Source organism: Streptomyces sp. CA-181903 (assembly GCF_050937075.1).
In the GTDB taxonomy this organism is placed as follows: Bacteria; Actinomycetota; Actinomycetes; order Streptomycetales; family Streptomycetaceae; genus Streptomyces.
On record NZ_JBNJLY010000001.1, the window covers coordinates 7,249,934 to 7,272,280 of the forward strand.

Annotated in this window: 17 protein-coding genes and 2 pseudogenes; 10 read left to right on the forward strand and 9 right to left on the reverse strand. The window is 75.5% G+C overall.

The features are described 5' to 3' along the window. Positions 1-143: 143 nt before the first annotated feature. Complete coding sequence (locus tag ACQEVS_RS32150) at positions 144-1,217, reverse strand: glucose-1-phosphate thymidylyltransferase (protein WP_433026797.1); 1,074 nt, start codon at positions 1,215-1,217, stop codon at positions 144-146. A 434-nt stretch (positions 1,218-1,651) separates the two neighbouring features. Here ACQEVS_RS32150 and ACQEVS_RS32155 point away from each other — a divergent pair. Together ACQEVS_RS32155 and ACQEVS_RS32160 are read left to right on the forward strand one after the other, a co-directional pair. Further along, positions 1,652-2,371 (forward strand): annotated as a pseudogene (locus ACQEVS_RS32155) (AfsR/SARP family transcriptional regulator); the annotation flags it as partial. A 515-nt stretch (positions 2,372-2,886) separates the two neighbouring features. After that, entirely contained in the window at positions 2,887-5,082 is a 2,196-nt protein-coding gene (locus ACQEVS_RS32160) for an ATP-binding protein (protein WP_433026800.1), read from the forward strand. Between the two features lie 34 nt (positions 5,083-5,116). Here the strand turns inward: ACQEVS_RS32160 and ACQEVS_RS32165 are convergent, their stop codons facing one another. Next, positions 5,117-6,076 carry an aromatase/cyclase gene (locus ACQEVS_RS32165; RefSeq protein ID WP_433026803.1) on the reverse strand — a complete coding sequence of 320 codons (960 nt, stop codon included), beginning with the start codon at positions 6,074-6,076 and terminating at the stop codon, positions 5,117-5,119. Between the two features lie 605 nt (positions 6,077-6,681). On the opposite strand from ACQEVS_RS32165, the gene ACQEVS_RS32170 reads away from it, so the two are divergent. Further along, positions 6,682-7,476 (forward strand): hypothetical protein, encoded by a 795-nt coding sequence (locus tag ACQEVS_RS32170; RefSeq protein ID WP_433026806.1) that lies wholly within the window; start codon positions 6,682-6,684, stop codon positions 7,474-7,476. A 159-nt stretch (positions 7,477-7,635) separates the two neighbouring features. After that, complete coding sequence (locus ACQEVS_RS32175) at positions 7,636-7,887, forward strand: hypothetical protein (RefSeq protein ID WP_433026808.1); 252 nt, start codon at positions 7,636-7,638, stop codon at positions 7,885-7,887. Positions 7,888-7,960: 73 nt separating this feature from the next. Here ACQEVS_RS32175 and ACQEVS_RS32180 read toward each other — a convergent pair whose 3' ends face one another. The 3 genes from ACQEVS_RS32180 to ACQEVS_RS32190 all read right to left on the reverse strand — a co-directional run bounded on the left by ACQEVS_RS32180 (position 7,961) and on the right by ACQEVS_RS32190 (position 11,566). Beyond that, the gene (locus ACQEVS_RS32180) at positions 7,961-9,178 is read right to left on the reverse strand and encodes an IS701 family transposase (protein ID WP_433026811.1); all 1,218 of its coding nucleotides are present in this window, start codon (positions 9,176-9,178) and stop codon (positions 7,961-7,963) included. 393 nt (positions 9,179-9,571) lie between these two features. Beyond that, positions 9,572-10,216, reverse strand: coding sequence for a helix-turn-helix transcriptional regulator (locus tag ACQEVS_RS32185; RefSeq protein WP_433026814.1), 645 nt, complete (start codon positions 10,214-10,216; stop codon positions 9,572-9,574). Between the two features lie 627 nt (positions 10,217-10,843). After that, positions 10,844-11,566 carry a TetR/AcrR family transcriptional regulator C-terminal domain-containing protein gene (locus ACQEVS_RS32190; RefSeq protein ID WP_433026817.1) on the reverse strand — a complete coding sequence of 241 codons (723 nt, stop codon included), beginning with the start codon at positions 11,564-11,566 and terminating at the stop codon, positions 10,844-10,846. Positions 11,567-11,912: 346 nt separating this feature from the next. Between ACQEVS_RS32190 and ACQEVS_RS32195 the strand changes: the two genes are divergently transcribed. The 4 genes from ACQEVS_RS32195 (at position 11,913) to ACQEVS_RS32210 (ending at position 16,106) form a co-directional block, all read left to right on the forward strand. Next, positions 11,913-13,385 carry an MFS transporter gene (locus ACQEVS_RS32195; protein WP_433026820.1) on the forward strand — a complete coding sequence of 491 codons (1,473 nt, stop codon included), beginning with the start codon at positions 11,913-11,915 and terminating at the stop codon, positions 13,383-13,385. Between the two features lie 22 nt (positions 13,386-13,407). After that, on the forward strand, positions 13,408-14,400 hold the full coding sequence (locus tag ACQEVS_RS32200) for an isopenicillin N synthase family dioxygenase (RefSeq protein WP_433026823.1): 993 nt from the start codon (positions 13,408-13,410) through the stop codon (positions 14,398-14,400). Positions 14,401-14,559: 159 nt separating this feature from the next. Next, entirely contained in the window at positions 14,560-15,321 is a 762-nt protein-coding gene (locus tag ACQEVS_RS32205) for a class I SAM-dependent methyltransferase (protein WP_433026826.1), read from the forward strand. A 53-nt stretch (positions 15,322-15,374) separates the two neighbouring features. After that, a complete protein-coding gene (locus tag ACQEVS_RS32210; protein ID WP_433028132.1) occupies positions 15,375-16,106 on the forward strand; it encodes an NAD(P)-dependent oxidoreductase in 732 nt (243 codons plus the stop codon). A 423-nt stretch (positions 16,107-16,529) separates the two neighbouring features. Here ACQEVS_RS32210 and ACQEVS_RS32215 read toward each other — a convergent pair. The 3 genes and pseudogenes from ACQEVS_RS32215 to ACQEVS_RS32225 all read right to left on the reverse strand — a co-directional run. Then, positions 16,530-17,555 (reverse strand): annotated as a pseudogene (locus tag ACQEVS_RS32215) (FAD-dependent monooxygenase); the annotation flags it as partial. After that, positions 17,552-19,162: a class I adenylate-forming enzyme family protein gene (locus ACQEVS_RS32220; protein WP_433026829.1), complete on the reverse strand. Its 1,611-nt coding sequence runs from the start codon at positions 19,160-19,162 to the stop codon at positions 17,552-17,554. The gene ACQEVS_RS32220 and the pseudogene ACQEVS_RS32215, both read right to left, overlap by 4 nt. Positions 19,163-19,209: 47 nt before the next feature. Then, positions 19,210-19,770 (reverse strand): SRPBCC family protein, encoded by a 561-nt coding sequence (locus tag ACQEVS_RS32225; RefSeq protein ID WP_433026832.1) that lies wholly within the window; start codon positions 19,768-19,770, stop codon positions 19,210-19,212. 189 nt (positions 19,771-19,959) lie between these two features. Here ACQEVS_RS32225 and ACQEVS_RS32230 point away from each other — a divergent pair, with 189 nt between their 5' ends. Continuing rightward, the gene (locus tag ACQEVS_RS32230) at positions 19,960-21,051 is read left to right on the forward strand and encodes an amidohydrolase family protein (protein WP_433026835.1); all 1,092 of its coding nucleotides are present in this window, start codon (positions 19,960-19,962) and stop codon (positions 21,049-21,051) included. Then, positions 21,041-21,841 carry an arylamine N-acetyltransferase family protein gene (locus tag ACQEVS_RS32235; RefSeq protein WP_433026838.1) on the forward strand — a complete coding sequence of 267 codons (801 nt, stop codon included), beginning with the start codon at positions 21,041-21,043 and terminating at the stop codon, positions 21,839-21,841. The genes ACQEVS_RS32230 and ACQEVS_RS32235 overlap by 11 nt, the downstream gene beginning before the upstream one ends. A gap of 44 nt (positions 21,842-21,885) precedes the next feature. Here the strand turns inward: ACQEVS_RS32235 and ACQEVS_RS32240 are convergent, their stop codons facing one another. Then, complete coding sequence (locus tag ACQEVS_RS32240; RefSeq protein ID WP_433026841.1) at positions 21,886-22,281, reverse strand: YybH family protein; 396 nt, start codon at positions 22,279-22,281, stop codon at positions 21,886-21,888. Positions 22,282-22,347: the final 66 nt, after the last annotated feature.

Genomic DNA, 22,347 nt, shown 5'->3' on the forward strand with positions numbered 1-22,347 from the left:
GGGAGGGGTGGCGGGCGCGTGCCAGGGGGCCCGCGCTCCGGTGGTGGGCGCGTGCCAGGGGCCCGCGGTCCGCCGGAGGGCGCGCCGGAGCCGCCCCCGACGCGCGCGTGGTCGCCGGGAGTTCGGCCGGGACGGACCGGCCGTCAGGCCGCGACCTCCACCCCCGCGTGGTCGCCGATCACCAGCCGGTGGTGCCGGTCGCCGTGGTCCGCGGCGCTGACGGTGGCCCCCCGGCCGATCACCGAACCCTCGATGCCGCGCATCCCGGTGACCGTCGCGCCGTCCAGCACGATGCTGTTGCCCAAGTGCGTGCGGCGCAGGGCGCAGCCGCCGCCGACGGAGGTGTACGGCGCGACCTGGCTGTCCTCCAGGACCGTGCCGGCACCGATGACGGCCGGGCCCTGGACCCGCGAGCGGACCAGCCGGACCCCGGGGCCGAGGACGACCGGACCGATCAGCTCGCTCGCCGCGTCCACGAACGCCGCCGGGTGCCGCTCGGCCCGCAGGCCGTCGAGGACGGCGCGGTTGCAGTCCAGGACGTCCGCGACCTCCCCGGTGTCCTTCCAGTAGCCGTCGTACTCGACGGCGCGCACCGGGGCACCGCGGGTCACCAGCTCCTGGATGGCGTCGGTGATCTCCAACTCCCCGCGCGCGCTGGGCCGGATGGCCGCGATCGCGTCGTGGACGGCCGGCGTGAAGAAGTACACGCCGATCAGCGCCAGGTCGCTGCGCGGCTCCCGCGGCTTCTCCACCAGCCGCAGCACCCGCCCGTCGGGCGCGGTCTCCGCGACGCCGAAGGCCCGCGGGTCGGACACCTTGTGCACCAGCACCTGGGCGGCCGGGCGGCCCGCCCGGAAGCCGGCGGCGGCGTCCGTGATGCCCGCGGGCAGCATGTTGTCCCCGAGGTACATCACGAAGTCGTCCTCGGCGAGGAAGGCGCGGGCGGTGGCCACGGCATGGGCCAGCCCTCTGGGGGCGTCCTGGGGGAGGTACGTGAGCCGCAACCCCAGCCGCGAACCGTCCTGGAGGGCGGCGGCGATCTGGTCCCCGCGGTCGCCGGTGACGATCCCGATGTCCCGCACTCCGGTCGCGCGGATGTTCTCCAGGACGTACTCGAGCACGGGCTTGTTAGCGATGGGCATGAGCTGCTTGGGCATCGAGTGACTGAACGGCCTCAGACGGGTTCCCGACCCGCCCGAGAGGACCAGTGCCTTCATAGAGCCTCTCCTCGCAACCGTTCCCGCCGCGCGGGCGGGAACCGCCAGTGGATCGCCGAAAGGACGTCGGTCGAACGGGACGATGGAACGACGGTGCGACGGCACGGCGGAACGCCCGGTGCCGATGGCGCGTCAGGGGCGGCCGCCCGGGCGCGCCGGGCGCCGCACGGGACGGGCGGGACCGGTACGGGAGAGGCCGTGGAGATCGGCTTGCGGGCCAGGAGGCCGAACGCGGCGGGTCCCCGCGGGGGATGACCCTGCCGCAGGGCGCAAAGAACCGATGATGAGAAAGTATTCTTGGCGCGTGGTGAGGCTGTCAAGGAACTTGTCGGGGAGCCCCGGAGGTTGCCGTCCGCGGTGGCGCGTCACGGTCGATTGTCTGTCCGAAATTCTCTCCTGACCGCGACATTCATCCCGTACAGTGATCAGCCATGATGGCCTCACGGGGGAGTGCTGTCCGGTTCGGCGTACTGGGCACACTTGAGGTATGGGACGGGGACGACCGCCTGCGGGTAGGCGGTCCGCGCGCGCGTGCCGTGCTGGCGGCGCTGCTGCTGGAAGCCAACCGGGTCGTGTCCTTAGCGCGACTGGTCGACGCCGTATGGGAGGACGCCCCTCCGGCGACGGCCGAACACCAGGTGCGCAAGGCCGTGGCGGAGCTGCGGGCCCGCATCCCGGACGGCCGGCTGCTGCTGCTCACCGACGGTCCCGGCTACCGGATCGTGGTCGACGGCGGCCAACTCGACCTGCTGCGCTTCGAGAAGGCCCTCGCCCGGGCCCGCGCGGCCCAGGACATCGATGAGGAGGCCGCCGCCCTGGAGAGCGCCTTGGCCCTCTACCGGGGCCGGGCCCTGCCGGAGGGCCGCAGTCCGCTCCTGGCCGCCGCGGCGACGATGCTGGAGGACCGCCAACTCGGCGCCCGCGAACGCCTGCTGGAGCTGCGCCTGGAACAGGGCCGCACCGAGGAGGCGGTCGCCGGACTGCGCTCCCTGGTCGCGGAGCACCCGCTGCGCGAATCGCCGGCCGCCCTGCTGATGGTGGCCCTGTGCCGGACGGGCCGCCAGGCCGACGCCCTGCGCGTCTACCACCAGCTCCGCCACCTGCTCGCCGAACAGCTCGGCATCGACCCCGGTCCCGAGGCCACGCTGCGCTACGAGCAGATCCTGCGCAACGAGCCCGCCCTGCACGGGGGTACGGCTCGGGGCGGGCGGCCCGGTGCCGGCCCGGAGGCTGCCGGCCTGGGGCCCGCCGCCCCGGAACCCGCCGGTCCGGAATCTGCCAGTCCGGGATTCACGGGCAGTCCGGGACTCACCGCTCCGGAAGCCGCCGCTCCGGAAGCCGCCGCTCCGGAAGCCACTGGTCCGGTAGGCGCCGGTCCGGCAGTCATCGGTCTGGCAGGCACCGGTCCGGAACTCATCGGTCCGGATGTCCGCCCCACGCCGCCGGGCCCGGCCGCACCGGGCCCGGCCCTCCCCGAGGAGCCCCACCGGGCCCTCGGCCAGGGCGAGTTCCCCGGCACGGAGGACGGCGTGGAGGACGGAACGGAGGACGGAGACGCCGTCACGCCGTACGACGGGACGGGCCGCGCGCCCGTCCCGCACCCGGGCCCGTACCCCACGTCGCTCCCGCACCCGGCCGCGTACCCCCCGCGCATGCCGAACCCCCGCGCATGCCACACCCGGCCCCCCACCCCGCGACCGTCCTCCCACGCTCCCTGCCGCACGAACTGCCCGATTTCACCGGCCGGGAAGAGGAGGTGCGCCGGCTGCTCGCCCACGCCACCCGCCAACCGGACCGGCCGACGCCGGTTCTGGCGGTGGACGGCATGGCCGGTGTCGGCAAGACGGCGCTGGCCGTGCACGTCGCGCACCGCCTCGCCCCGCACTACCCGGACGGACAGGTCTTCCTCGATCTGCACGGTTTCACCGCGGACCGTACCCCGCTGACCTCCCACACCGCCCTGGGCGTCCTGCTGCGGGCGGTCGGCGTGCCCGACCGGCGGCTGCCCCAGGGCCGCACGGACCGGGAGCAGTTGTGGCGGGCCGTCACCGCCGGGCGCCGCCTGCTGCTGCTGATCGACAACGCCGCCGCCTCCGAACAGGTCCGGCCCCTCATCCCCGGCACCCCCGGCTGCCTGGTGCTCGTCACCAGCCGCCCGCGCCTCTCGGCCCTGGACGGCGCGGTCCACCTCAGCCTCCAACTGCCGCCGCCCGGTGACGCCCTGCGCCTGCTGGGCGCCGTCCTCGGCCCCGACCGGCTGCGCGCCGAACCCGAGGCGGCGGCCGACCTCGTGTCCCTGTGCGGGCGCCTCCCGCTGGCCCTCCGCGTCGCCGCCGGCCGGCTCCGCAACCGCCCCCAGTGGACGATCGCCGCCCTCGACGACCGGCTCCGCGACGAGTCCACCCGCCTCGCCGGGCTGGTGACCGAGCACCGCGCGGTCGCCACCGCCCTGGACCTGTCCCGTACCGCCCTGCCCATACCCCACCAGCGCTTCTTCCACCTGCTCGGCCTGCACCCCGGGCCCGACTTCGACGCCGGGGCCGCCGCCGTCCTCACCGGCTCGTCCCCCTCCACCGCCGAGGAGCTGCTCGAAGACCTCCTCGACGCCCACCTGCTCACCCAGCACACCCCCGGCCGCTACGCCTTCCACGAACTGGTGCGCCTCCTCGCCCGCCACCACCCCGCCGCGCCGTCACCCGCGACCGCCCACCGGGCGGTGCACCGGCTCCTCGACCACTACCTGCGCACCGCGACCCGGGCCGCCGAACTGATCGACGCCCCCGCCCGGCCCGCCGCACCCGCCGTCACCCCGGCCGGCGAGCCGCTCGCCGACGAACCCGCCGCCCTGGCCTGGTTCCAGGCCGAGCGGCCCGGCCTGCTGTCCGCCCTTGACCTCGCCGACGAGCGGGGCCTCGACCGGCACGCCGTCCGGCTGGCCCTCGCGCTGGCCCCCTGCCTCCGGCTGCGCGGCCACACCGAGGACGAACGCCGGGTGCTCGGCGTCGCCGCGGCCGCCGCCCGCCGCCTGGGCGACCACGAGCGGCGGCTGACCGCCCTGACCGACCTGGCCGCCGCGTGCTGGCACCTCGGCCGCGTCGCCGAAGGGCTGGAGAGCGCCCAGGAGGCCCTGGCCCTCGCCGAGGAACTGGACGACGGGCCGGGCACCGCCCTGTGCCTCAGCCGGATCAGCATGTTCTCCACCACCCTCGGCCGGTACGAGGAGGCCATCGACTTCCTGCACCGCGCCCTCGCGCTGCTCAGCGGCACCGGTTCCGGCGGCGAGGAGGGCACCGCCCTCGCCTGCCTCGGCACCGCGCAGAGCGCCCTGGGCCGGCACGCCGAGGCCCTGCAGACCAGCCGCCTGGTCACGCTCGGGAGCAGGACGGCGGGCGACGCGCACGGCGAGATCACCGGCCTGACCGGCGAGGCCGCCGCGCACGCGGCGGCCGGCGCCTTCGACACGGCGCTGCGCCGGCTGGCGGAGGCGTCCGCGCTGGCCCACCGCATCGTCACCCCGCACGGCCAGGCGGTCGTCCTCGCCCGCTACGCCGACGTCTACCGCCGCCAGGGCCGGCACGCCGAGGCCCTGCGCGCCGGGCACGCCGCCCTCGGGCTGCTGCGCACCGTGCGCCGCCCCGCCCTCGCCGCCACCGTGCACAACGTCCTGGGCGCGGTGCACCGCGCCCGCGGCGACCTCGACCTGGCCCGCCGCCACCACCAGCAGGCCCGCCGGCTGGCCCGGTACACCGGCCTGCGCAGCGAACTGGTACTGGCCCTGGACGGCATCGCCAAGTCCCGCGCTCCCCGCGCCGGTCACCGGCCGGGGAGCACCCGCACCGCCCCCTTCGCCCCCTCTCCCAACTGACGCCCCGCGCTGTCCACCGGAGACAGCGCGCCTCTCACCGCAGACAGCGCGCCTCCGCGTACTCCTTGGCGTACCGCAGCGTCAGCCGGCTGTCCGCGCCCAGCACACCGCGGACGACGTCCTTGGCCTGCGCCACGCAGGCACCCTCGCCGAGCACCGCGCCGACGGCCGCCGGGTCGACCGCGACGGTGTGCCGGGCGGTGGCCGTCACCGCGTCGCCGTCCGGCGTGAACTGCCAACTGCCCGTGTGCAGACTGAGCAGCGCGGGCAGCCGCGTCTGCTTGAAGACGATGCGACGCGGCGGGAAGCACACCCGGACCGTGCCGTTCCGCCCCGGGTCCCGGCCGACGCCGCCCGCCCGGCCCCGGCCGCACGGCCTCCGCCCCCACGCCCCCGCGGCCAGCACCGCCGCCGCGCCGCCGGCCGACGGCAGCCGTTCCGACCACAGCTGGGCCTCGCGGACGAAGGCGTAGACGTCGTCGGCCGAACCGGCGATGCGGACGCTGTCCTCGAAGGACAGCAGCGACTCGGGCTCCCGCACGCCCAGTTCGGCACTGCGGCGCAGCGCCTCCAGCTCGGCCCGGGCCCGGCGCACCACCGTCCGGCCGATCCGGGCCAGCTGCCGCGGATCGTCGTCGACGGCCCGGTACTCCTGCCACAGCCGCACCCGGCACTCCCGGGCGGAGACCGGTTCGAACTCCCACCGGCCGCCGAGGAAGGCCAGCGGCGGCGCGGGGACCTCCTGCCGGAACCCGATGCACCGCCGGTCCGGTGCCAGGACGCGGCGCGAGACGCAGCCGCGCGGCTCGCCGTCCGCGACCGCCCACACCCGGATCACGTCCCGGCGGCCGGTCCGTTCGAGGCAGTCGACGTGCACCAGCGGCGGGAAGACCCGCGGCCAGTCCTCGGCCGCGGCCACCAGCCCGTAGACCCGGTCGACGGGAGCCCGCACGGTCATGGTGTGCTCGGCTCCCCGCCGGTCCTCTCCTGCCATCGTCGTCAGTCTCCTTCGAGTCCGTGGACGGCCCGCGCCCGGCCCGGCCCGCGCCGGGGGTCCGGGCGGGACGGGCCGGTGGCGGCCGCCGGGGTGCCCGCCCGTGCGGCCGGCGGGCGCGCGGGCACGACGGCTCGCGGCGCGGCCGGGGCGCGGGCGCCGCCGAGGGCGGGGGCGGTACGGGAGCGGTGCCCGGTGTGAACGGGGTACGGGCGCGGTCTCCGGGCCGGTGCACGGGCGGCGGAGCCGGCCCGGCACGTCCGCCCCGCGCCACCCGGTGGAAGGGCGCGGCCGGGGTGGGAGGTGTCGGTCCGTCCTCGTCCCGGTGCGGAGGGTGCAGGGGCACCAGTGTGGTGGGCATCGTCTTGGCTCATGGGCCCGGTGTCAAGACCGCCCGGGCGCGGAGGCATTGCTTCCGAGGGGCGGCGCCACCGGCGGCGGAACGGGCGCGGGAACGGCCGCGGGACCCTGCGGGAACAGGGCCGGGAACGGCAGCGGGAACAGGTCCGGGAACGCCGGGAACGGGACGGGAACGGACCGGTACCCGCCCGGTAACCGGCTCCGGCAGGCTCGGGCCAGCCGCACCACCCACCCACACCACCCCCATGGAGTCCGCGATGCCGCACGCCCCGATGACCCACGCCCCGATGCCCCGCGCCTTGGCCCCGGCCGACCCCGCCCCGGCCCGTCGCCTGCTCAAGGACCTGGCCGTCCTGAGGTGGCTGTACGACGAACTGGCCGGCGCCCTCACCCGTCCCCGCAGAGTCGTGGAAAAGGTCAGCGAGCGCGGCTCGCCCGGCATCCCGCTCGACATCCGGGTCCTGGACGCCAGGTCCGAGATCCGGTCGGTGCTGACCGGGTGGGCGGCGTTGGTCCGCGAGCAGCGCGGCGTCGCCGCCCCGGCCCGCGACACCGCCGCGCTGACCGCCTTCCTCGCCCGGCACGCCGACTGGCTGGCGGCGCACCCGGCCGCCGCCGACCTCGCCGCCGAGACCGGCGAGCTGATCCGGGCCGCCTGGTCCGCGCTGTCGGGCCACCGCGACCGGCACGTCGTCGTCGGCACCTGCGTCCGGCCGGGGTGCTCCGGCCGGCTGGCCGCCCGGCTGGGCACCCGCGCGCCCGGTGAGGCCGCCATCGTCTGCTCCGCCGACCCCGGCCACACCTGGTCGCCGGAGACGTGGCACACCCTGGGCCCGCGCGGCGAACGCCCCGGCCCGGTCGCGGGCTTCACCGCCCAGGAGATCTCCGTCCGCTGGCGCGTCGCCTCGGGCACCGTCTACTGGCTGGCCAGCACCCACGCCTGGGGCCGGCGCAAGGAGGGGCGGCGCGTCCTGTACGACCGCGACGACGTCATCGCCACCATGCGGGCCCGCGTGACCGACCAGGCCCTGGCCGGCTAGCGCCGGGGACGCGGGTTCCCTCCGAATGGCCGCCTCTCTTCGAACGGAACGGCCGGGCGAAGCGTTTCCCCGCCCGGCCGGGCTCGTTGAGCGGTGACGGGTCACCCCCTGTTCAGGCTGTTCAGGAAGACGAAAAGCGGAGGAATGCCTGTGTACCGGATGAGTGTCGTATCGGCCGCGGTCGTCGTGATCGGAGCCCTGTCCCTGCCGGCCGTCGCCCAGGCCCGGACGATGGCCGGCCCGGCCGCTCCGGCCGGACCGGTCGTCCACGCCGTACCGGCCGACCAGCCCCCCTTCCCCTACGCCGACTGCATCAGCGCCGCCAAGAAGAAGGGCGAGTCCGCCTCATACGCCAAATGGCACTGCGACGAGCTTGTGAAGAAGGGCTGGGTCAAGCCGCCCAAGCGCTGACAGCGAGCCGTCACGCGCCCTCCCGCCGCTCCGGCACGGGAGGGCGCGCGGCGTACCGGGCGGCTGCCGCCTATCAGGGCGCCGGTACGGCGCGTTCGGCCAGTTCGACGACGGCGTGCGCGACCGAGACGAGGGTGGCGTGGCGGTGCCAGCCGGCGAACGACCGGCCGACGAAGTCGCGGATGCCCACCCGCTCGGCCCGGCGCATGCCCGCGGTCTCCACCCCGCGCCCCAGGCACACCAGCCGCAGCAGGGCGGCCTGGTCGGCGGTGGACAGGTCGGTGAGCCACAGCTCGGCCGGCCACTGGGCGCCGGCGGGACCGGTGCAGAAGAGGACGAAGTCCCCGATGCCGCGCGGGCGTCCCGACGCGTCGGGCAGCGCGGGCAGCCGCACCCGGACGGTGGCCACGAGCTCGGCCACGTCCGGGGCCCCGGTGGTCACCAGGGTCATGCCGTGCCGTCCGATCCGCGTCAGCCGGGCGATCCGGCGGGCCGGCAGCGGGGTGTCCGCCCAGCCGGGCAGCGCGGGATCGGCCGGCAGCAGCCAGGTGTCCTGGCGGATCCGCGAGATCTGCGTCGCCCCCGCCGCGCGCAGCCTCGCCGCCACCGCGATGCCGTCGAGCCGTTCGCCGTTGAGCACCACCGGCCCCGGGGGCAGCCGGTGACGCGCGACGGTGTCCCGGTACGCCCGGACCACCGAGTGCTCCGGCGTCTCCCGGAGCGGCCCCTCCCCGTACGGTGCCGCCTCTCCGCCCTCACCCGGCCGGCAGGGCGGCAGGTGCAGCCGCCAGTTCACCGGTACGGTCCCGGCCGCGGACGCCGTCCACACCCCGACCACCTGCTGGGCGGTCACGGCCTTGCCGCTCTCCCACGAGTACGTCCGGCCCACCCCGACGGAGTGGGTGCCGGACTTCGGTATCGTCATCGGCTGCAGCACGCACGCCTGCGGCGCCGCGTGCCGCGCCAGACAGCGACCCAGGGCCTCGCGCATCGGCTCCCACGCCCACGTGGAGTCGTTGACGAAGTGGTGCAGCCCCTGGTCGTTGACCTGTTCCCCGAGGAACGCCGCGATGTTGCGCACCGACTTCCTTCCCGGCGCCCCCAGCAGCCCCCGCAGGTACATCACTCCTTTGCGGCGCTGGTCCGCCCGGGGCAGCGAGGCGAAGACCGCGGAGGACAGCTCGGCCAGGAGGCGGTCGCGGGCGACCTTTCCGGCGGCATCCGGAAAAGGGTCGTTCCGGACGGCATTCCGTAAATCCGTACAGTGCGGCTCACCCGTCGCGAGAGTCATCGACGCTCCTTCCTGTCGGGTCACGCGGTCCGCCGCCCGGGGAATCGGCGGCGAGCGGCAGTGCCTGGGCCGTGCCGTGCCATGCCGTACCGTGCCGGCAAGATCTCCGTGTTCCTTCCCGGCGGAAGCGGGAAGCGGCCGGCGGCGGAAACCGGCGGGCAACTCCGGCCGTACGCCGGGAAATCGGCCGGCCGCCACGGTCCGGCACCGCGGACGGAATTCATGGTGGGCGGCCGGACCGGTCCTGACAAGGGAATGCCCGGCGCCCCCGGCCGGGGTGGCGGGAATCTGGCAGGAGCGCCTGCCATCCCGCGCCGACCGGAAAGCGCCTGCCATTCCCCCGCGCACGGCGAACGGCCGGCAGCCCGGACGGGGACCCGCGCCCGTACCGGTTCAGGAGATCCCGTACGGCATCCGGGTCCACAGCTCCCTGCGGTTGGCGACGCCCAGGGCCTCGTACACGCGCCGTATCCGGCGGTACATCGACCGCTCGGAGCAGTAGAAGCGGCGGGCCATCTCGCCGACCGGGACCCGTTCGCGGAGCATGCCCAGCAGCGCCCGGTCCTCGTCGGAGAGCGCGCTCACCGGCGCGTCCGCGCCGGGCCCGGCGGCACCCGGCACGGGCCGGGCGGCGGCCGGGACGCCGACGGCCGCGGCGTGCTGGAGCAGCAGCCCCCGCAGGACCCGGAAGGACTCGGAGGGCTGCACCAGGAGGTTGAGCACCCAGTTGGCGCCGCTCTGGATCGCCAGATGGGTCTGGGTGCCCACCGCGTCCGCCACGACGCCCACGATCCCGGCGACGGGGTCCGCCGCGGAGAGCCGGGCCAGCACCGCCGCGTGCTGCGGGGTGAACGCCGGCAGCGCCGCGAACACGCCCTCACGGCCCCGGACCGCGGCGCCGACGTCGTCCACGTACCGCCAGCACAGGGAGGCGTCGGTCGTCCGCCCGCCGTACCCCTCCAGCGGTCGCCGCAGGGAGCGGTGGGCGACGATCACCGCTCCGCCCCTCCGGGCCACGGCAGTGTCCTGATTCCTCATGAGATCCCCCGTGTGCGCCATCGAGCACGAATCGTCTCCCGGACGGCGGGCGGTGGCCGGGCCGCCGCGGACGCGTCACCGCGCGCGTGCCGTGCCCGCGGCCGGCCTCACCGCCGCCCTCGGCGGAGGAACGCGCGGACCGGCGTGCGGGTCGGCCGCCGGTCCAGGGGCCGCGCGGCGCCGGCCCGGCGGGGGAGTGGTGCGACGAGCAGATCCGCAGCACATGCCGGTTTCCTTCGTCGGCCGACAGCGGGCGCCCGCTCCGCGCACGCCGCCGGAAGCGCGGCGGCCGGACCGACCCGGGAGCCCTATTCCGTCCGGCGCATACCAAAACAAGCGCCATCGAGTCCAATATGCTGTCACTGCATGGCAGTTGAAGGCAAGTGGCCGTCGCGGCCGCCGGGGGCGCGCGTCCCATGGCGCCCCGATCTCGGGAGACCGGTGCGCGTCAAGCCCGGATGCCGGCCATATTCGGCATTTTTTCCCGTGCGGTTTCCGTGTTTCTCCAGGCGGCCCGGTTTCCGGCCGGGCGGCGCCCCGGCGGAAAATCCGCCCGTAATTCACGCGCGTTCCCGCCGGGTGGCGCGCCCGGGCCGGGTGGCGCGGACGGGCCGGCCGTCAGGGCCACTATGCCCCCCGCCGCGCCCCCATGCCGTCGAGCAGGTACTCCAGGCCCACCGCGAAGTTCCCGTCCCAGTCGTCGTCGGTGATGTAGCTGTGGGCGGCGACGGTCGGGTACCGCTCCCGCCGGCCGTCGAGGTAGTCCCGTCCGGCCCGCGCCTCCTCGGCGGAGAGCCGCAGGCTCGACTGGGCGGCGGTGGCGCCCATCACGTGGTTGTACAGCGCCCAGGTGGCGGCGTTCAGCCGCTCCTCGCCCAGCCCGGCCCGGAGCAGCGCCGACTGCAGGAACTCCATCCACGCCAGGAAGTTCGGCCCCAGCAACGGCCGTCGGCGCGACGGCAGTTCGGCCGACCACGGGTGACGCAGCACGGCCCGCCGCCAGTCGTGCAGCAGCCGGGCGATGTCGTCCCGGGGCCGGTCGGTGTGCCGCTCGGGGACGGGTGTCTCGCCGAAGATGGCGTCGACGGCCAGGTCGACGACGTCGTCCTTGGTCGTCACGTGCCAGTAGAGCGTGGTCGCCCCCGCCCCGAGCCGCTCGGCCAGCCGGCGCATCGTCAGCCGCTCGAGGCCCTCCTCGTCCAGCAGCGCCACGGCCGCCCCGACGATCCGCTCCCGGGTGAGCGGCGCCTCCCCGCCGCGGCCGGCCCGGGCGGGCCGCAGCCAGACGCTTCCCACCCCGCGGTGGGCCCGGCCGCCCGGCGTGTGTTCGCTCTCGGTGATGGCCTCCACCTCCCCCTGTACGTGACCAACCGTTGGTGATCACCCCGAAAAACGCGCACAACGTATCACCCGGCGCGGCGCGTCCGGCCACCGCCGCCGGGCTCCCCGCGCGCGGCCGCGCCCCGTTCCACCAAGCCGCGGCACGACGGGTGCGGCCCCAGGCTCCGGGAGCCTCCGCGTCCGCTCCGACCAGGGCCGACGCCCTCCCGAGCGGCCTCGCGCACCCCCGCCGCCCGCCCGGCAACTCGCCTTCCGCGCACGGGATTTCGTTCTTGTCCGCCCGATCGGCGGTGTAGTACGCTCCCCGCCGACTGGACCAGTGTTCCAGTAACTCGACCAATGTACGAGGTGACGCATGGTTCTGCCCGAAGCCCCGGCGCCCATGGCCGATTCGAAGCGCTGGTGGGCCCTGCCGGTGGTGAGTCTCGCCCAGCTGATGGTCGTGCTGGACGCGACGATCGTGAACATCGCCCTGCCGTCCGCACAGCACGACCTGGGCATGTCCGACAGCGACCGGCAGTGGGTGATCACGGCGTACGCCCTCGCCTTCGGCGGACTCCTGCTGGTCGGCGGCCGGATCTGCGGCGCCCTCGGCCGCCGCCGCGCCTTCCTCACCGGTCTGGTGGGATTCGCCGCGGCCTCCGCCCTCGGCGGGGCCGCCGGCGACGCCGGCACGCTCTACGCGGCCCGCGCCCTCCAGGGCCTGTGCGCCACCCTCCTCGCCCCCGCGGCCCTCTCCCTGCTCGCCCTGACCTTCACCGACGCCCGCGAACGCGGCCGCGCCTTCGGGGTGTTCGCCGGCGTCGGCGCCGGCGGTGCCGCCCTCGGCGTGGTCGCCGGCGGCCTGCTCACCCAGTACGCGGACTGGCGCTGGTGCCTCTACATCAACGTCCCCATGGCCGCCCTCGCCCTCGCCGGCACCCCGTTCCTCCTCCGCGACCGGCCCGACCGCGACCTGCCGCGCCCCGACGTGCCCGGCGCGGTGCTCAGCGCCGCTGGCCTGCTCGCCCTCGTCTACGCCTTCGCCCAGGCCGAACCGCGCGGCTGGACCGACCCCTTGGTCCTCGCGCTGCTGACCGGGGGTGTCCTGCTCCTCGCCCTCTTCACCGCCGTCCAGGCCAGGACACCCCACCCGCTGCTGCCACCACGCGTCCTGCTGCACCGCGCCCGCGCCACCGCCTTCTCGTCGGTCTTCCTCATGTTCGTCGCGATGTTCGGGTTCTTCCTGTTCGTCAGCTACTACACCCAGACGATCCTGGGCTACTCCGCCGTCCGGGCGGGCATGGTCCTGCTGGTCAACGCCGTCGGCGGGATCGTCGGCTCGATGGGTGTCGCGGGCCGGCTGCACCGGCGCACCGCCCCCCACGTCCTGATCGTCGCGAGCCTGCTCTCCGCCGCCGCCGGGATGCTCGTCCTCACCCAGCTGACCGCCACCAGCTCCCACGTCTTCCTCGTCTACCTGCTGCCCGCCCAGATCCTCACCGGCCTCGGCCTCGGCTGCCTCCTGGCCACCGCGACCAACCTGGTGACCGCCGACATGGGCCCGGCCGACGCCGGCATCGCCTCCGCCGCGTACAACGCCGTCCAGCAACTGGGCGCCGCCCTCGGCACCGCCCTGCTCAACTCCATCGCCACCGGCGTCACCGCCGGCTACCTGGACCGCCACGGACACGGCCGCGACGCCGTCGACGCCGGGACCGTGCACGGCTACACCGTGGCCCTCTGGGTCGCCTTCGCCGTCCTCGTCTGCGGCGCGCTCGCCGCCGGCGCGCTCTCCCGGCGCGGACCGGCCGGCGCCGGCGCCCGCGCCACCGAACCGGTTTCCTGAACTCCCGCTACAGGAGGGCCGCATGACCATGGACCACGCCCCCGACCGCTTCGTCCCGGTCGTCGACCTGTCGGAGGGACACACCCCGCACGGCCGCGCCGCCGTCGCCGCCGCGATCGGCCGGGCCTGCGAGCGGTCCGGGTTCTACGTCGTCGTCGGCCACGGCGTCCCCCAGGACCTCGTCCGGCGCATGCACGAGGTGACCCGCGCCTTCTTCGCACTCCCGGACGCCGAGAAGGACCGGGTCGCCCACCGCCCCGGCGTCTCCGGCTACCGGCGGCTCGGCGGCACGACCGCGCACAGCATCGACCGCCCCTCCCCGCCCGACCTCTGCGAGGCGTTCGCCGTCCACGTCACCGGCGACCTGGACGCGGCCGAACGCGCCCGGCTGGGCGACCGGTGGGCCACCTGGACCCTGGCCAACGTCTGGCCGGAACGACCGCCCGGCTTCCGGGAGACCTGGCAGGCGTACCTGGCCGCCGTCCGCGAACTGGCCGCCGACCTGATGCGGCTGTCCGCCCTCGCCCTGGGCCTGGACGAGGAGTTCTTCGCCGACAAGTTCGACCACGACGGGTCCTCGCTCGCCGCCAACCACTACTACCCCCAGCCGCGGCCCCCCTTGCCCGGGCAGCTGCGCCGCGGGCCGCACACCGACTTCGGCGCGCTGACCGTCCTCCACCAGGAGGACGGCCGCGGCGGGCTGCAGGTGGCGGACCGGGACGGCCGGTGGCGGGACGTGGCCGCCGTCCCGGGCGGCTTCGTCGTCAACATCGGCGATCTGATGGCCCTGTGGACCGGCGGACGCTGGGTCTCCACCATGCACCGGGTGGTCAACCCGCCGCCCGGGGATGCCTCGTCCCGCCTGTCGATCCCCTTCTTCTACCTCCCCAACCACGACGCCGTCGTCGAACCCCCGCACAGCCTCGGCACGGCCGGCACGGGCCGGCCGGCCGCGAGCGTGACGGCCGGGCCGTGGATGTCCGGCAAGCTCCGGAAGCTGTTCGCCGCGAGCTGACGAGGAGTTGACAGATCCCGCGAACCCGCCGTGGCCGCCCCGCGCGGGCCGCGACTACCGTCGTCCGGGGGCGCCGCCGCCCCCGAGACGCCCGGCGGCCCACCAGGACCGCACCCACACCGACGGATCCCGTACTGTCCGGCAGAAGGGCGAGGAACCATGCGGAAATCGGCGCACCACGACAGGATCAGCGCGCAGTACCAGTCCGTGAGCAGCCGCTACGACACGGTGAAGAACCTCCCCTACGCGTTCGCCGAACGGGAGACCCTCTGCGCGGCGCTCCCCGACCTCACCGGCAGGTCCGTCCTGGACGTCGCCTGCGGCACCGGCTACTACTCCCGCCTCTTCAAACGCCTGGGCGCCGACCGCGTGGTGGGCGTCGACATCGAGCGGAGCATGGTCGACTGCGCCCGCGAGATCGAGGAGGAGGACCCACTCGGCATCACCTACGAGGTGCACGACGCCGCCGGGCTGCCCGTCCTGGGCGAGTTCGACGTCATCGCCCCCATCTGGGCGTTCGTGCACGCCAAGGACGCCGACGAGTACGACGCGATGGTCGCCCGGTGCGCGCGCAACCTCGCCCCCGGCGGCACCATGGTCGCCCTGGTCTCCAACCCCGACATCGACCTGGAGCGGATGACGGCCTACCCGCGCTACGGACTCTCGATCACCCCCAAGGAGAAGCACGGCGACCGCCAAGTGATCGCCATCGGGATGGACGTCGACCCGCCCGTCTCCTTCGACGGGTTCTTCTGGCCCGCCGGCATCACCGAAGCGGCCATGGCCAAGGCCGGCCTGACCGGCATCAGGCGCCGCCCGAACCTGGCCCCCGGGCACGTGGACGGGGTCAACCCCAAGGGCTACTGGACCGAGTTCGTCGAGAACCCGCCGTTCGCCCTCTACACCGCCGAGCGGCCCTGACCGGGCCGCGGACCGCTTCGAGACGGAGACCCCAGCTTCGGGACGGAGAGCCCATGAAGATCGCTGTATTCGGCGCCAACAGCGCGACCGGCCGGCACCTCACCCGGCAGGCCCTCGCCGAAGGCCACACCGTGACCGCCGCCGTACGGCGTCCCGACGGATTCCCCCTGGCCGGCCCCAGGCTGCACGTGCGCGGCACGGACGTCTTCGACCGGGACGGCGTCGACGCGACGGTCACCGGTCAGGACGCGGTCGTCTCCATCCTCGGCGTCCCCTACGGGCGGCAGCCCGTCACCGTGCTCTCCCGGGGCATCACCCACATCACCGACGCGATGGCCGCCCACGGCGTCAAACGCCTCGTCTGCGTCTCCTCCCGGCTGCTCGCCGTGCGCGCCCCGGCCGGTTCGGGGGAGCGGCCCCCCAAGGAGCGCTTCACCTACCGCAGGATCCTCTACCCGGCCCTGCGCACCCTCGGCCGGCAGCTCTACACCGACATGATCCGCATGGAGCGCACGGTCCGCGCCACCGACCTCGACTGGACGATCGTGCGGCCGTCGGCCCTCTACGACACGGACACCCGCACCGACTACCACTTCGCCACCCCGGAGGCACCCGGCCTCTACACGTCGCGCATCGACCTCGCCGACGCCCTCCTGCGGCTGGCGGCCGAGGACCTCCATGTGCGCACGGTCATCGGCGTGTTCACCACCGAGGGTGTGCCGTCCTTCCGGGACGTGCTGCTGAAGGAGGTCCTGCGCGTGGGCTCCTGGGGAAGCGGCGGGTAGCCGTCGGCACTCAGGTACTTCGGTACGCCGGTACTTCGGTACCGCGTACGCCGGACGGACCGGCACCGCGGCGGGCGGCGCCCGGCCCGTCCGTCCGGCCGGTTGCTCAGGGGAGTTCCAGGTAACCGGCCAGAGTGTACGTCCCGGAGGGGCCGGCGGTGTCGTCTCCGCCGGCTTCTCCGGCTCCTCCGGGCGTGCTTCCTCCGTCGGCGGCCGGCGCGGCCGGGAGGAAGCCGCCCAGGGTGTACGTCCCCCGCCGGTACCGGCCGCCCCGCCGCTGCCGGCCTCCGGGCCGTGCAGCCAGGACACGTAGTCGTACAGGTCGGACGCCGACATGGCGGCCAGGGCCGCGTTGCGCACGTCGGCCGCCGCCCCCGCCGCGTGCCACAGGGCGACGCTGTCCCGCGCCAGCCGGTGCACCCGCGCCGTGCGGTCGCGGCGGGCCGCGGCGTACTCGGCCAGCCCCGCCGCGAACCCGCCGGCGGGACGGTCCAGCGCCGTGCCGAGGGCCACCGCGTCCTCCAGGGCCTGGCAGGCGCCCTGCGCCGCGTAGTGCAGCGTCGGGTGCGCCGCGTCGCCGAGCAGGGCCACGCGCCCGTCGGTCCACCGCCGTACCGGTTCCCGGTCGACCAGCACCCAGGACTTCCAGCCGGTGCCCAGTTCCAGCAGCCGCCGGGCCGCCTCGCACAGCCCGGTGAACTCCTCCAGCACCGACGCGGCGGTGACGGGCCGTCCGGAGAACGGCTCGGGCGGCGCGTTCTCCGCGCTGGGCGCCAGGTTGAGGTACCGGCCGCCGGCGATCGGGTAGTGCACGAAGTGCCGGCCGGGACCGGCCCACCAGGTCACCGCCCGCCGCCGCAGCCGGGCGGGCACCCGCTCCATGGGGACGACCGTCCGGTAGACCGTGATGCCCGCGCTACGCGGCGGGCCGTCGCCGAGCATCCGCTCGCGCACGGCGGAACGCAGCCCGTCGGCGCCCACCAGGGCGTCCGCCACCAGATGCCGGGCTCCCCGCAGCAGTACCCGCACCCCGGCATCCGTGTGCTCGTAGCCGGCGACCGGGTGCGAGGCGCGCAGCTCCACCCGCCGCTCGGCGCGGCAGGCCGTGAGCAGCGCCCGGTGCAGCTCGCCGCGGTGCACCACCACGTACGGGGCGCCGAACCGGGCCCGGTAGCGCTCGTCCAGGGGCATGCTCACCACGTGCTCGCCGGTGACGCCGTCCATGAACCGCAGCTCCGGCACCGGCACGGCGAGCCGCGCGACGGCCTCCGCCAGCCCCAGCCGGGCCAGGGCGCGCAGGCCGTTGGGGGCGAGCTGGACGCCCGCGCCGAGCTCGGAGAAGGCGGCCTCCCGCTCGCAGACCACCACGTGGTGGCCCCGGCGGGCGACGGCGAGCGCCGCGGCCAGCCCGCCGATGCCGCCGCCCGCGACCACCACCACGGCCGTCATGCCCGCTCCCCGTCCCGGCCCGCGCCCGGGCCGTCGTCGCCGTCCTCGCCGCTCCCGTCCGTCAACCGGGCGGCCAGCTCCAGGCGTTTGACCTTCGTGGTCGCCGTCCTGGGCAGGTCCGCCTGCGACCACCGGACGGGAGCGGCCATCGGCGGCAGCCCGGCCGCCGCCGCCCGCCACGCCGCCTCGTCGAGCGGCCGGTCCCCGTGCGTGCACACCACCGGCAGCGGCGGCCCCCCGGCCAGCGGGAGGATCACCACCTCGGCCAGCTCGGGCAGCCGGGACAGCAGCCGGTCCTCCACCGTCAGCGTGCTGCCGAAGCCCGGTATCTCGTCCACCTCCCGGTCCGTCAGGTGCAGACAGCCCCAGCGGGTGCGGTAGCCGAGGTCGCCCATCCGCCACCACCCGTCGTCGCTCTGCCGCGTGAACCGCTCCGGCTCGCCCAGATAGGTGCGGATCCGCCCGTCGCTGCTGACCTCGATCCAGCCGGGCGAGGACGCGGTGGGCCGCCGCCCGTCCCGGCTCACCACGCGCACCCCGGTCATGCCCGGGAACGGGACGCCCACGCAGCGCCCGTCCGCGTCGGGGGAGCGGCGCCTGCCGTAGGCGCGGGCGACGGTCGGGCCGACCTCGCTCTGCCCGTAGATCTGGCCGAAGCGCGGGAACCGGCGGCCGGACGCGCCGACGAGCGTCCGCACCGTGCGCGGGTGCAGCGCGTCGAACGTGCTGCTGAACAGCTTGACGTTGGCCAGCGGCCGCCGCGGGTCGCCGGCCAGCCGCTCCCAGCTCAGATACGTGTTCGGGTGCGCTTCGAGGACGGCCGGGCGCAGCCGGGCGAAGAGGCCGGCCACCCGCTCCGGGTCGGCGTCCGCCAGGACGGCCACCGGGAAGCCGCGCAGCAGCGCCAGGGCCAGGGCGGTGACCAGCCGCGAGTGGACGAACGAGACATGGATCGCCACCGGCTCCCGCCGCCGCATCAGCGCCGTGGCCGCGGCCTGCGGCCGGTAACGGGCCTGCAGGCTGTGGCCGGTGTGCACGGCCAGCTTGGGCGCACCGGTGGTGCCCGAGGTGTGGGTGACCAGCGCGGGCCGGTCCGGGGGCACCGGCACCTCCGGCACCCGCGGCGCGCCCGCCCACTCGGCGAGCGACGGCGCGCGGGCGTCCCGGCCCGCGGCCAGCAGCACCCGGGAGGTGAGCCCGAACACCGCGTCGGGCAGCACCCCGGTCAGCGTGGCGGCGTCCGTGACCAGCACCGGACGGTCGACCCGGCGCAGCAGCGCCGCCACCGTCGGGCCGTCCAGCCCGGGGGAGAGCAGGACCGGCACCCCGCCGATCCGCGCCACGGCGACGGCCAGCAGGAAGATGTCGAACGCGTCGCTCTTGCGGACCACCACGTGGTCCTCCGGCCGCACCCCCGCCCGCCACAGCCGGGCCGCGAAGTCGTCGACCAGGTCGGCGACTTCGGGCAGGGGCAGGGTCCGTCCCCGCTCCGGGGCGATGTCGAGGTCGTGGTCGAGGAGCAGGACGTTCGACGGGTACCGGGCGGCGGCCCGCTCGAACAGCGAGCCCAGCCGGATGCCCCGGTTCCCTATGCGCTGCAGCAGCATGGCGTCGGCCTCGATTCCGATTCCGGAGATGTCCGCGGAGGTGCCGGTCAGCGGGGTTCCAGGGCGCGCTTCAGCCGCGCCGCCGTCGCGGCCATGTCCCGCTCCAGCTTGGCCCCCCACTCGGTGAAGAACCGCTTCCGGTCCGCCTCGTCCATGCCGGCGGTGATCCCGCGGATGCCTTCCGTGGGCGCCCCCATCCGGAAGTGGTGGGTGAGCCGGGTGGCGCCGCCCGGGGCGGGCGCGAGGGTGTAGCCCCAGACGCTGTCCTGGACCCGGCCGGCGCTGTCCAGCATCGCCCACGCGAACCGGCGGCCCGGCTCGGCCACCACCACCTCGGCCCGCGTCGTCCACTCGCCGCGCACCACCGGCGCCCAGGCCACCACGTCGGCCGCGCGCCGGTTGCGGCCGGCGAACACCGTGCCCACCGCGCCGGCCGGCCCGCCCTCCCACTCCCCGCCCACGCACTCCGCGCTCCACCGGTGGCAGCCGGGGAGATCGCTGACCGCCGCGTACACGGCCTCCGGGGGCGCCGGGACGAGAACGCCGGTGCTGATCTCGAAGAGGGGAGCGGTGCCGTCGTCCGCGGTCGCGCGGTTCCCTGCCGTCATACCGGACAGCCTCGGGGCGCCCGGGAGCCCGCGGCAACGCACCCGCACGGGGATTCGTCAGGTGTCCGCCCGCCCCGGCCCGGGGCGGGCGGGGAGGTGACAGACTCCCGCCGCCGCCCGTCGACGGCCCACGGCGGCGGACCGTACGGTCGCTGCGACGTGCCGAGCCGTCGAAGCGAAGGATCCGCCATGGGGACGAGCACGCCGGGCACCGCCGGAACGCCGTGGTCCGGCGCCATCGACGTCCACCACCACACCCTCCCCGCCTGGTACGCCCGGGAGTTGGCGCGACTCGGCTCCTCCACCGTCCTGCCGGGCGTCGACCCGCCGGCCTGGACCGTCGACACCGCCCTGGAGACCATGGACCGGCAGGGCGTCCGGGCGGCCGTCCTCAACGTCTGGCCGGGCGTCCCCGCCGTCGACACCGCCACCGGCGCCCGGCTCGCCCGCCGCGTCAACGAACACCTCGCCGGCCTCGTCGCCGGCCACCCCGACCGGTTCGGCGCCTTCGCCGTGCTGCCGCTGCCCGACGTCGACGCCGCCCTCACGGAAATGGCGTACGCGCTGGACGTCCTGCGCCTCGACGGCGTCTCCCTCGTCACCCACTACGCCGGCGTGTACGTCGGCGACCCCCGCCTGGACGCCTTCCACGCCGAGGCCGCCCGGCGCGGCACCCCCCTGTTCGTCCACCCGACCGCGCCCCCGGCCCGCGGGCAGCCCACCTTCGGACTGCCGCTCTCCCTCTGCGAGTTCACGTTCGAGACCGTACGGCTGGCCGCCCAACTCCTCTACCACCGCACCCCGGAACGCCACCCCGGCCTGCGGATCATCCTCTCGCACGGCGGCGGCGGTCTCGCCTACCACGCCACCCGGCTCACCCTCGGCCCCCTCGTCAGCGCCGATCTCGGGCCGCGGCTGCCCGCCGACCCGATCGGTCTGCTCCAAAGCCTCTACGTGGACACCGCCATGGTCGGCGACCGGCACGCCTTCCCGGCGGTACGCGCCTTCGCGCGCCCCGACCGGATGCTGGTCGGCACCGACTTCCCGTTCATGCCCGCGTCGTTCGGCGAGGGCAACGGCCGCCACATCGTGGAACACGGCGGCCTCGACGCCGACGAGCTGGCACTGCTCGAACACGGCAACGCCGCCGCCCTCTTCCCGCGCCTGGCCGGGGAGGCGGGCGCGGCGCAAGGGGCCGGCGCTCGCGCGGCGCAGCCGGCGGGCGCCCGTTCCGACGACCGGACAGCAGACCAGAAAGGGGACCGTCAGCGTGCTCGATGACACCACGGTGACCGCGTACCTGGACCGCATCTCCGCCCCGCGCCCGCCCGGCGCCACCCTCGACGCCCTTCGCCGGCTCCAGGAACGCCACCTGCTCTCGGTACCGTTCGAGAACCTCGGCTACCACCTGGGCGAGGACATCCACATGGACGAACGGGTCGTCGACAAGATCGTCGGCCGGCGCCGCGGCGGCGGCTGCTACGAGGTCAACCCGGCGCTGGCGCTGCTGCTGCGGAGCCTCGGCTACGAAGTCTCGATCATGCCGGGCCGCGTCTGGATCAAGGGCGAACTCACCCCGCCCCTCTGCCACCTGACCCTCAAGGTGCGCGCCGAGGGCCACGACGTCCTCGTCGACGTCGGCTTCGGCCGCAACAGCCGGTACCCGCTGTCCCTGGAGACCGACGCCGAACAGGCCGACCCGCACGGCACCTACCGCGTCCGGAGCGCCGACGACGGCGGCATCGACGTCCTCCTCGACGGCACGGCCCTCTACCGCGTCTACGACACCCCGTGCACGGTCGCCGACTTCGGGCCGACGCTGTGGTGGTACCGCACCGCGCCCGACTCCCCGTTCCTCCAGAACCTGTTCTGCTCCATGCCGACCGAGACCGGACGGGTCACCCTCAAAGAGGACCGGTTCACGCTGGTCGACGGGGACCGGCGCGAGAAGCGGCAGGTGACCGATGCCCGGGAGCTGCTGGAGACCTACGAGAAGTGGTTCGGCATCAAGCTGGACCGGCTCCCCGTGAAGGCCGCCCCCACCACCTCGGCCCCGATGTCCTTCGACTGAGGCGGTGGCGGGGGCGCGGGGACGCCCGGTGCCGGGCGCGGCCGTCAGTCCGTACCCGACGGGTTCGAGATCAGATACCGCCAGCGCCCGTCCGGACCCCGCCGCGCCACGTCGGTGGCCGTGCCCTCGACGCGGACGTGTCCGCCGTCCGGGCCCGGCCCTTCGTGCACATAGTCGTTGATCAGCAGGGCGGTGTCGCCGGCCACGTAGACCTGCCGCAGCGACACGGCGATCGGGATCCGCCGCCGCACCACCTCCGGCAGCGCGGCGCGCCGCCGCGCGCCCGCCACCGCCTCCCCGGGCCGGCGCACATGCAGGGCCTCCGGCTCGAACAGCGCGTCGAGCGCGGTGGTGTCCCGCGCGTTGAAGGCCGCCGCGAACACCCGCGGAAGGTCGGCCGGCGAGACGGGGGGACGGGCGTCGTCGTGAGGACCGGTCATGCCGCCGAGTACAGCAGCGCCCGGCCTGCGCCGGACAGCCGCCGGCCGCGATGTCTGTCAGCTCCG

Coding starts and splice junctions, on each gene's coding strand:
- ACQEVS_RS32225 (WP_433026832.1), bottom strand. CDS start 19,770: ATGACGGCAGGGAACCGCGCGACCGCGGACGACGGCACCGCTCCCCTC.
- ACQEVS_RS32205 (WP_433026826.1), top strand. CDS start 14,560: ATGCGGAAATCGGCGCACCACGACAGGATCAGCGCGCAGTACCAGTCC.
- ACQEVS_RS32165 (WP_433026803.1), bottom strand. CDS start 6,076: ATGGCAGGAGAGGACCGGCGGGGAGCCGAGCACACCATGACCGTGCGG.
- ACQEVS_RS32220 (WP_433026829.1), bottom strand. CDS start 19,162: ATGCTGCTGCAGCGCATAGGGAACCGGGGCATCCGGCTGGGCTCGCTG.
- ACQEVS_RS32170 (WP_433026806.1), top strand. CDS start 6,682: ATGGAGTCCGCGATGCCGCACGCCCCGATGACCCACGCCCCGATGCCC.
- ACQEVS_RS32185 (WP_433026814.1), bottom strand. CDS start 10,216: ATGAGGAATCAGGACACTGCCGTGGCCCGGAGGGGCGGAGCGGTGATC.
- ACQEVS_RS32240 (WP_433026841.1), bottom strand. CDS start 22,281: ATGACCGGTCCTCACGACGACGCCCGTCCCCCCGTCTCGCCGGCCGAC.
- ACQEVS_RS32200 (WP_433026823.1), top strand. CDS start 13,408: ATGACCATGGACCACGCCCCCGACCGCTTCGTCCCGGTCGTCGACCTG.
- ACQEVS_RS32195 (WP_433026820.1), top strand. CDS start 11,913: ATGGTTCTGCCCGAAGCCCCGGCGCCCATGGCCGATTCGAAGCGCTGG.
- ACQEVS_RS32175 (WP_433026808.1), top strand. CDS start 7,636: ATGAGTGTCGTATCGGCCGCGGTCGTCGTGATCGGAGCCCTGTCCCTG.
- ACQEVS_RS32150 (WP_433026797.1), bottom strand. CDS start 1,217: ATGAAGGCACTGGTCCTCTCGGGCGGGTCGGGAACCCGTCTGAGGCCG.
- ACQEVS_RS32180 (WP_433026811.1), bottom strand. CDS start 9,178: ATGACTCTCGCGACGGGTGAGCCGCACTGTACGGATTTACGGAATGCC.
- ACQEVS_RS32230 (WP_433026835.1), top strand. CDS start 19,960: ATGGGGACGAGCACGCCGGGCACCGCCGGAACGCCGTGGTCCGGCGCC.
- ACQEVS_RS32160 (WP_433026800.1), top strand. CDS start 2,887: ATGCCACACCCGGCCCCCCACCCCGCGACCGTCCTCCCACGCTCCCTG.
- ACQEVS_RS32210 (WP_433028132.1), top strand. CDS start 15,375: ATGAAGATCGCTGTATTCGGCGCCAACAGCGCGACCGGCCGGCACCTC.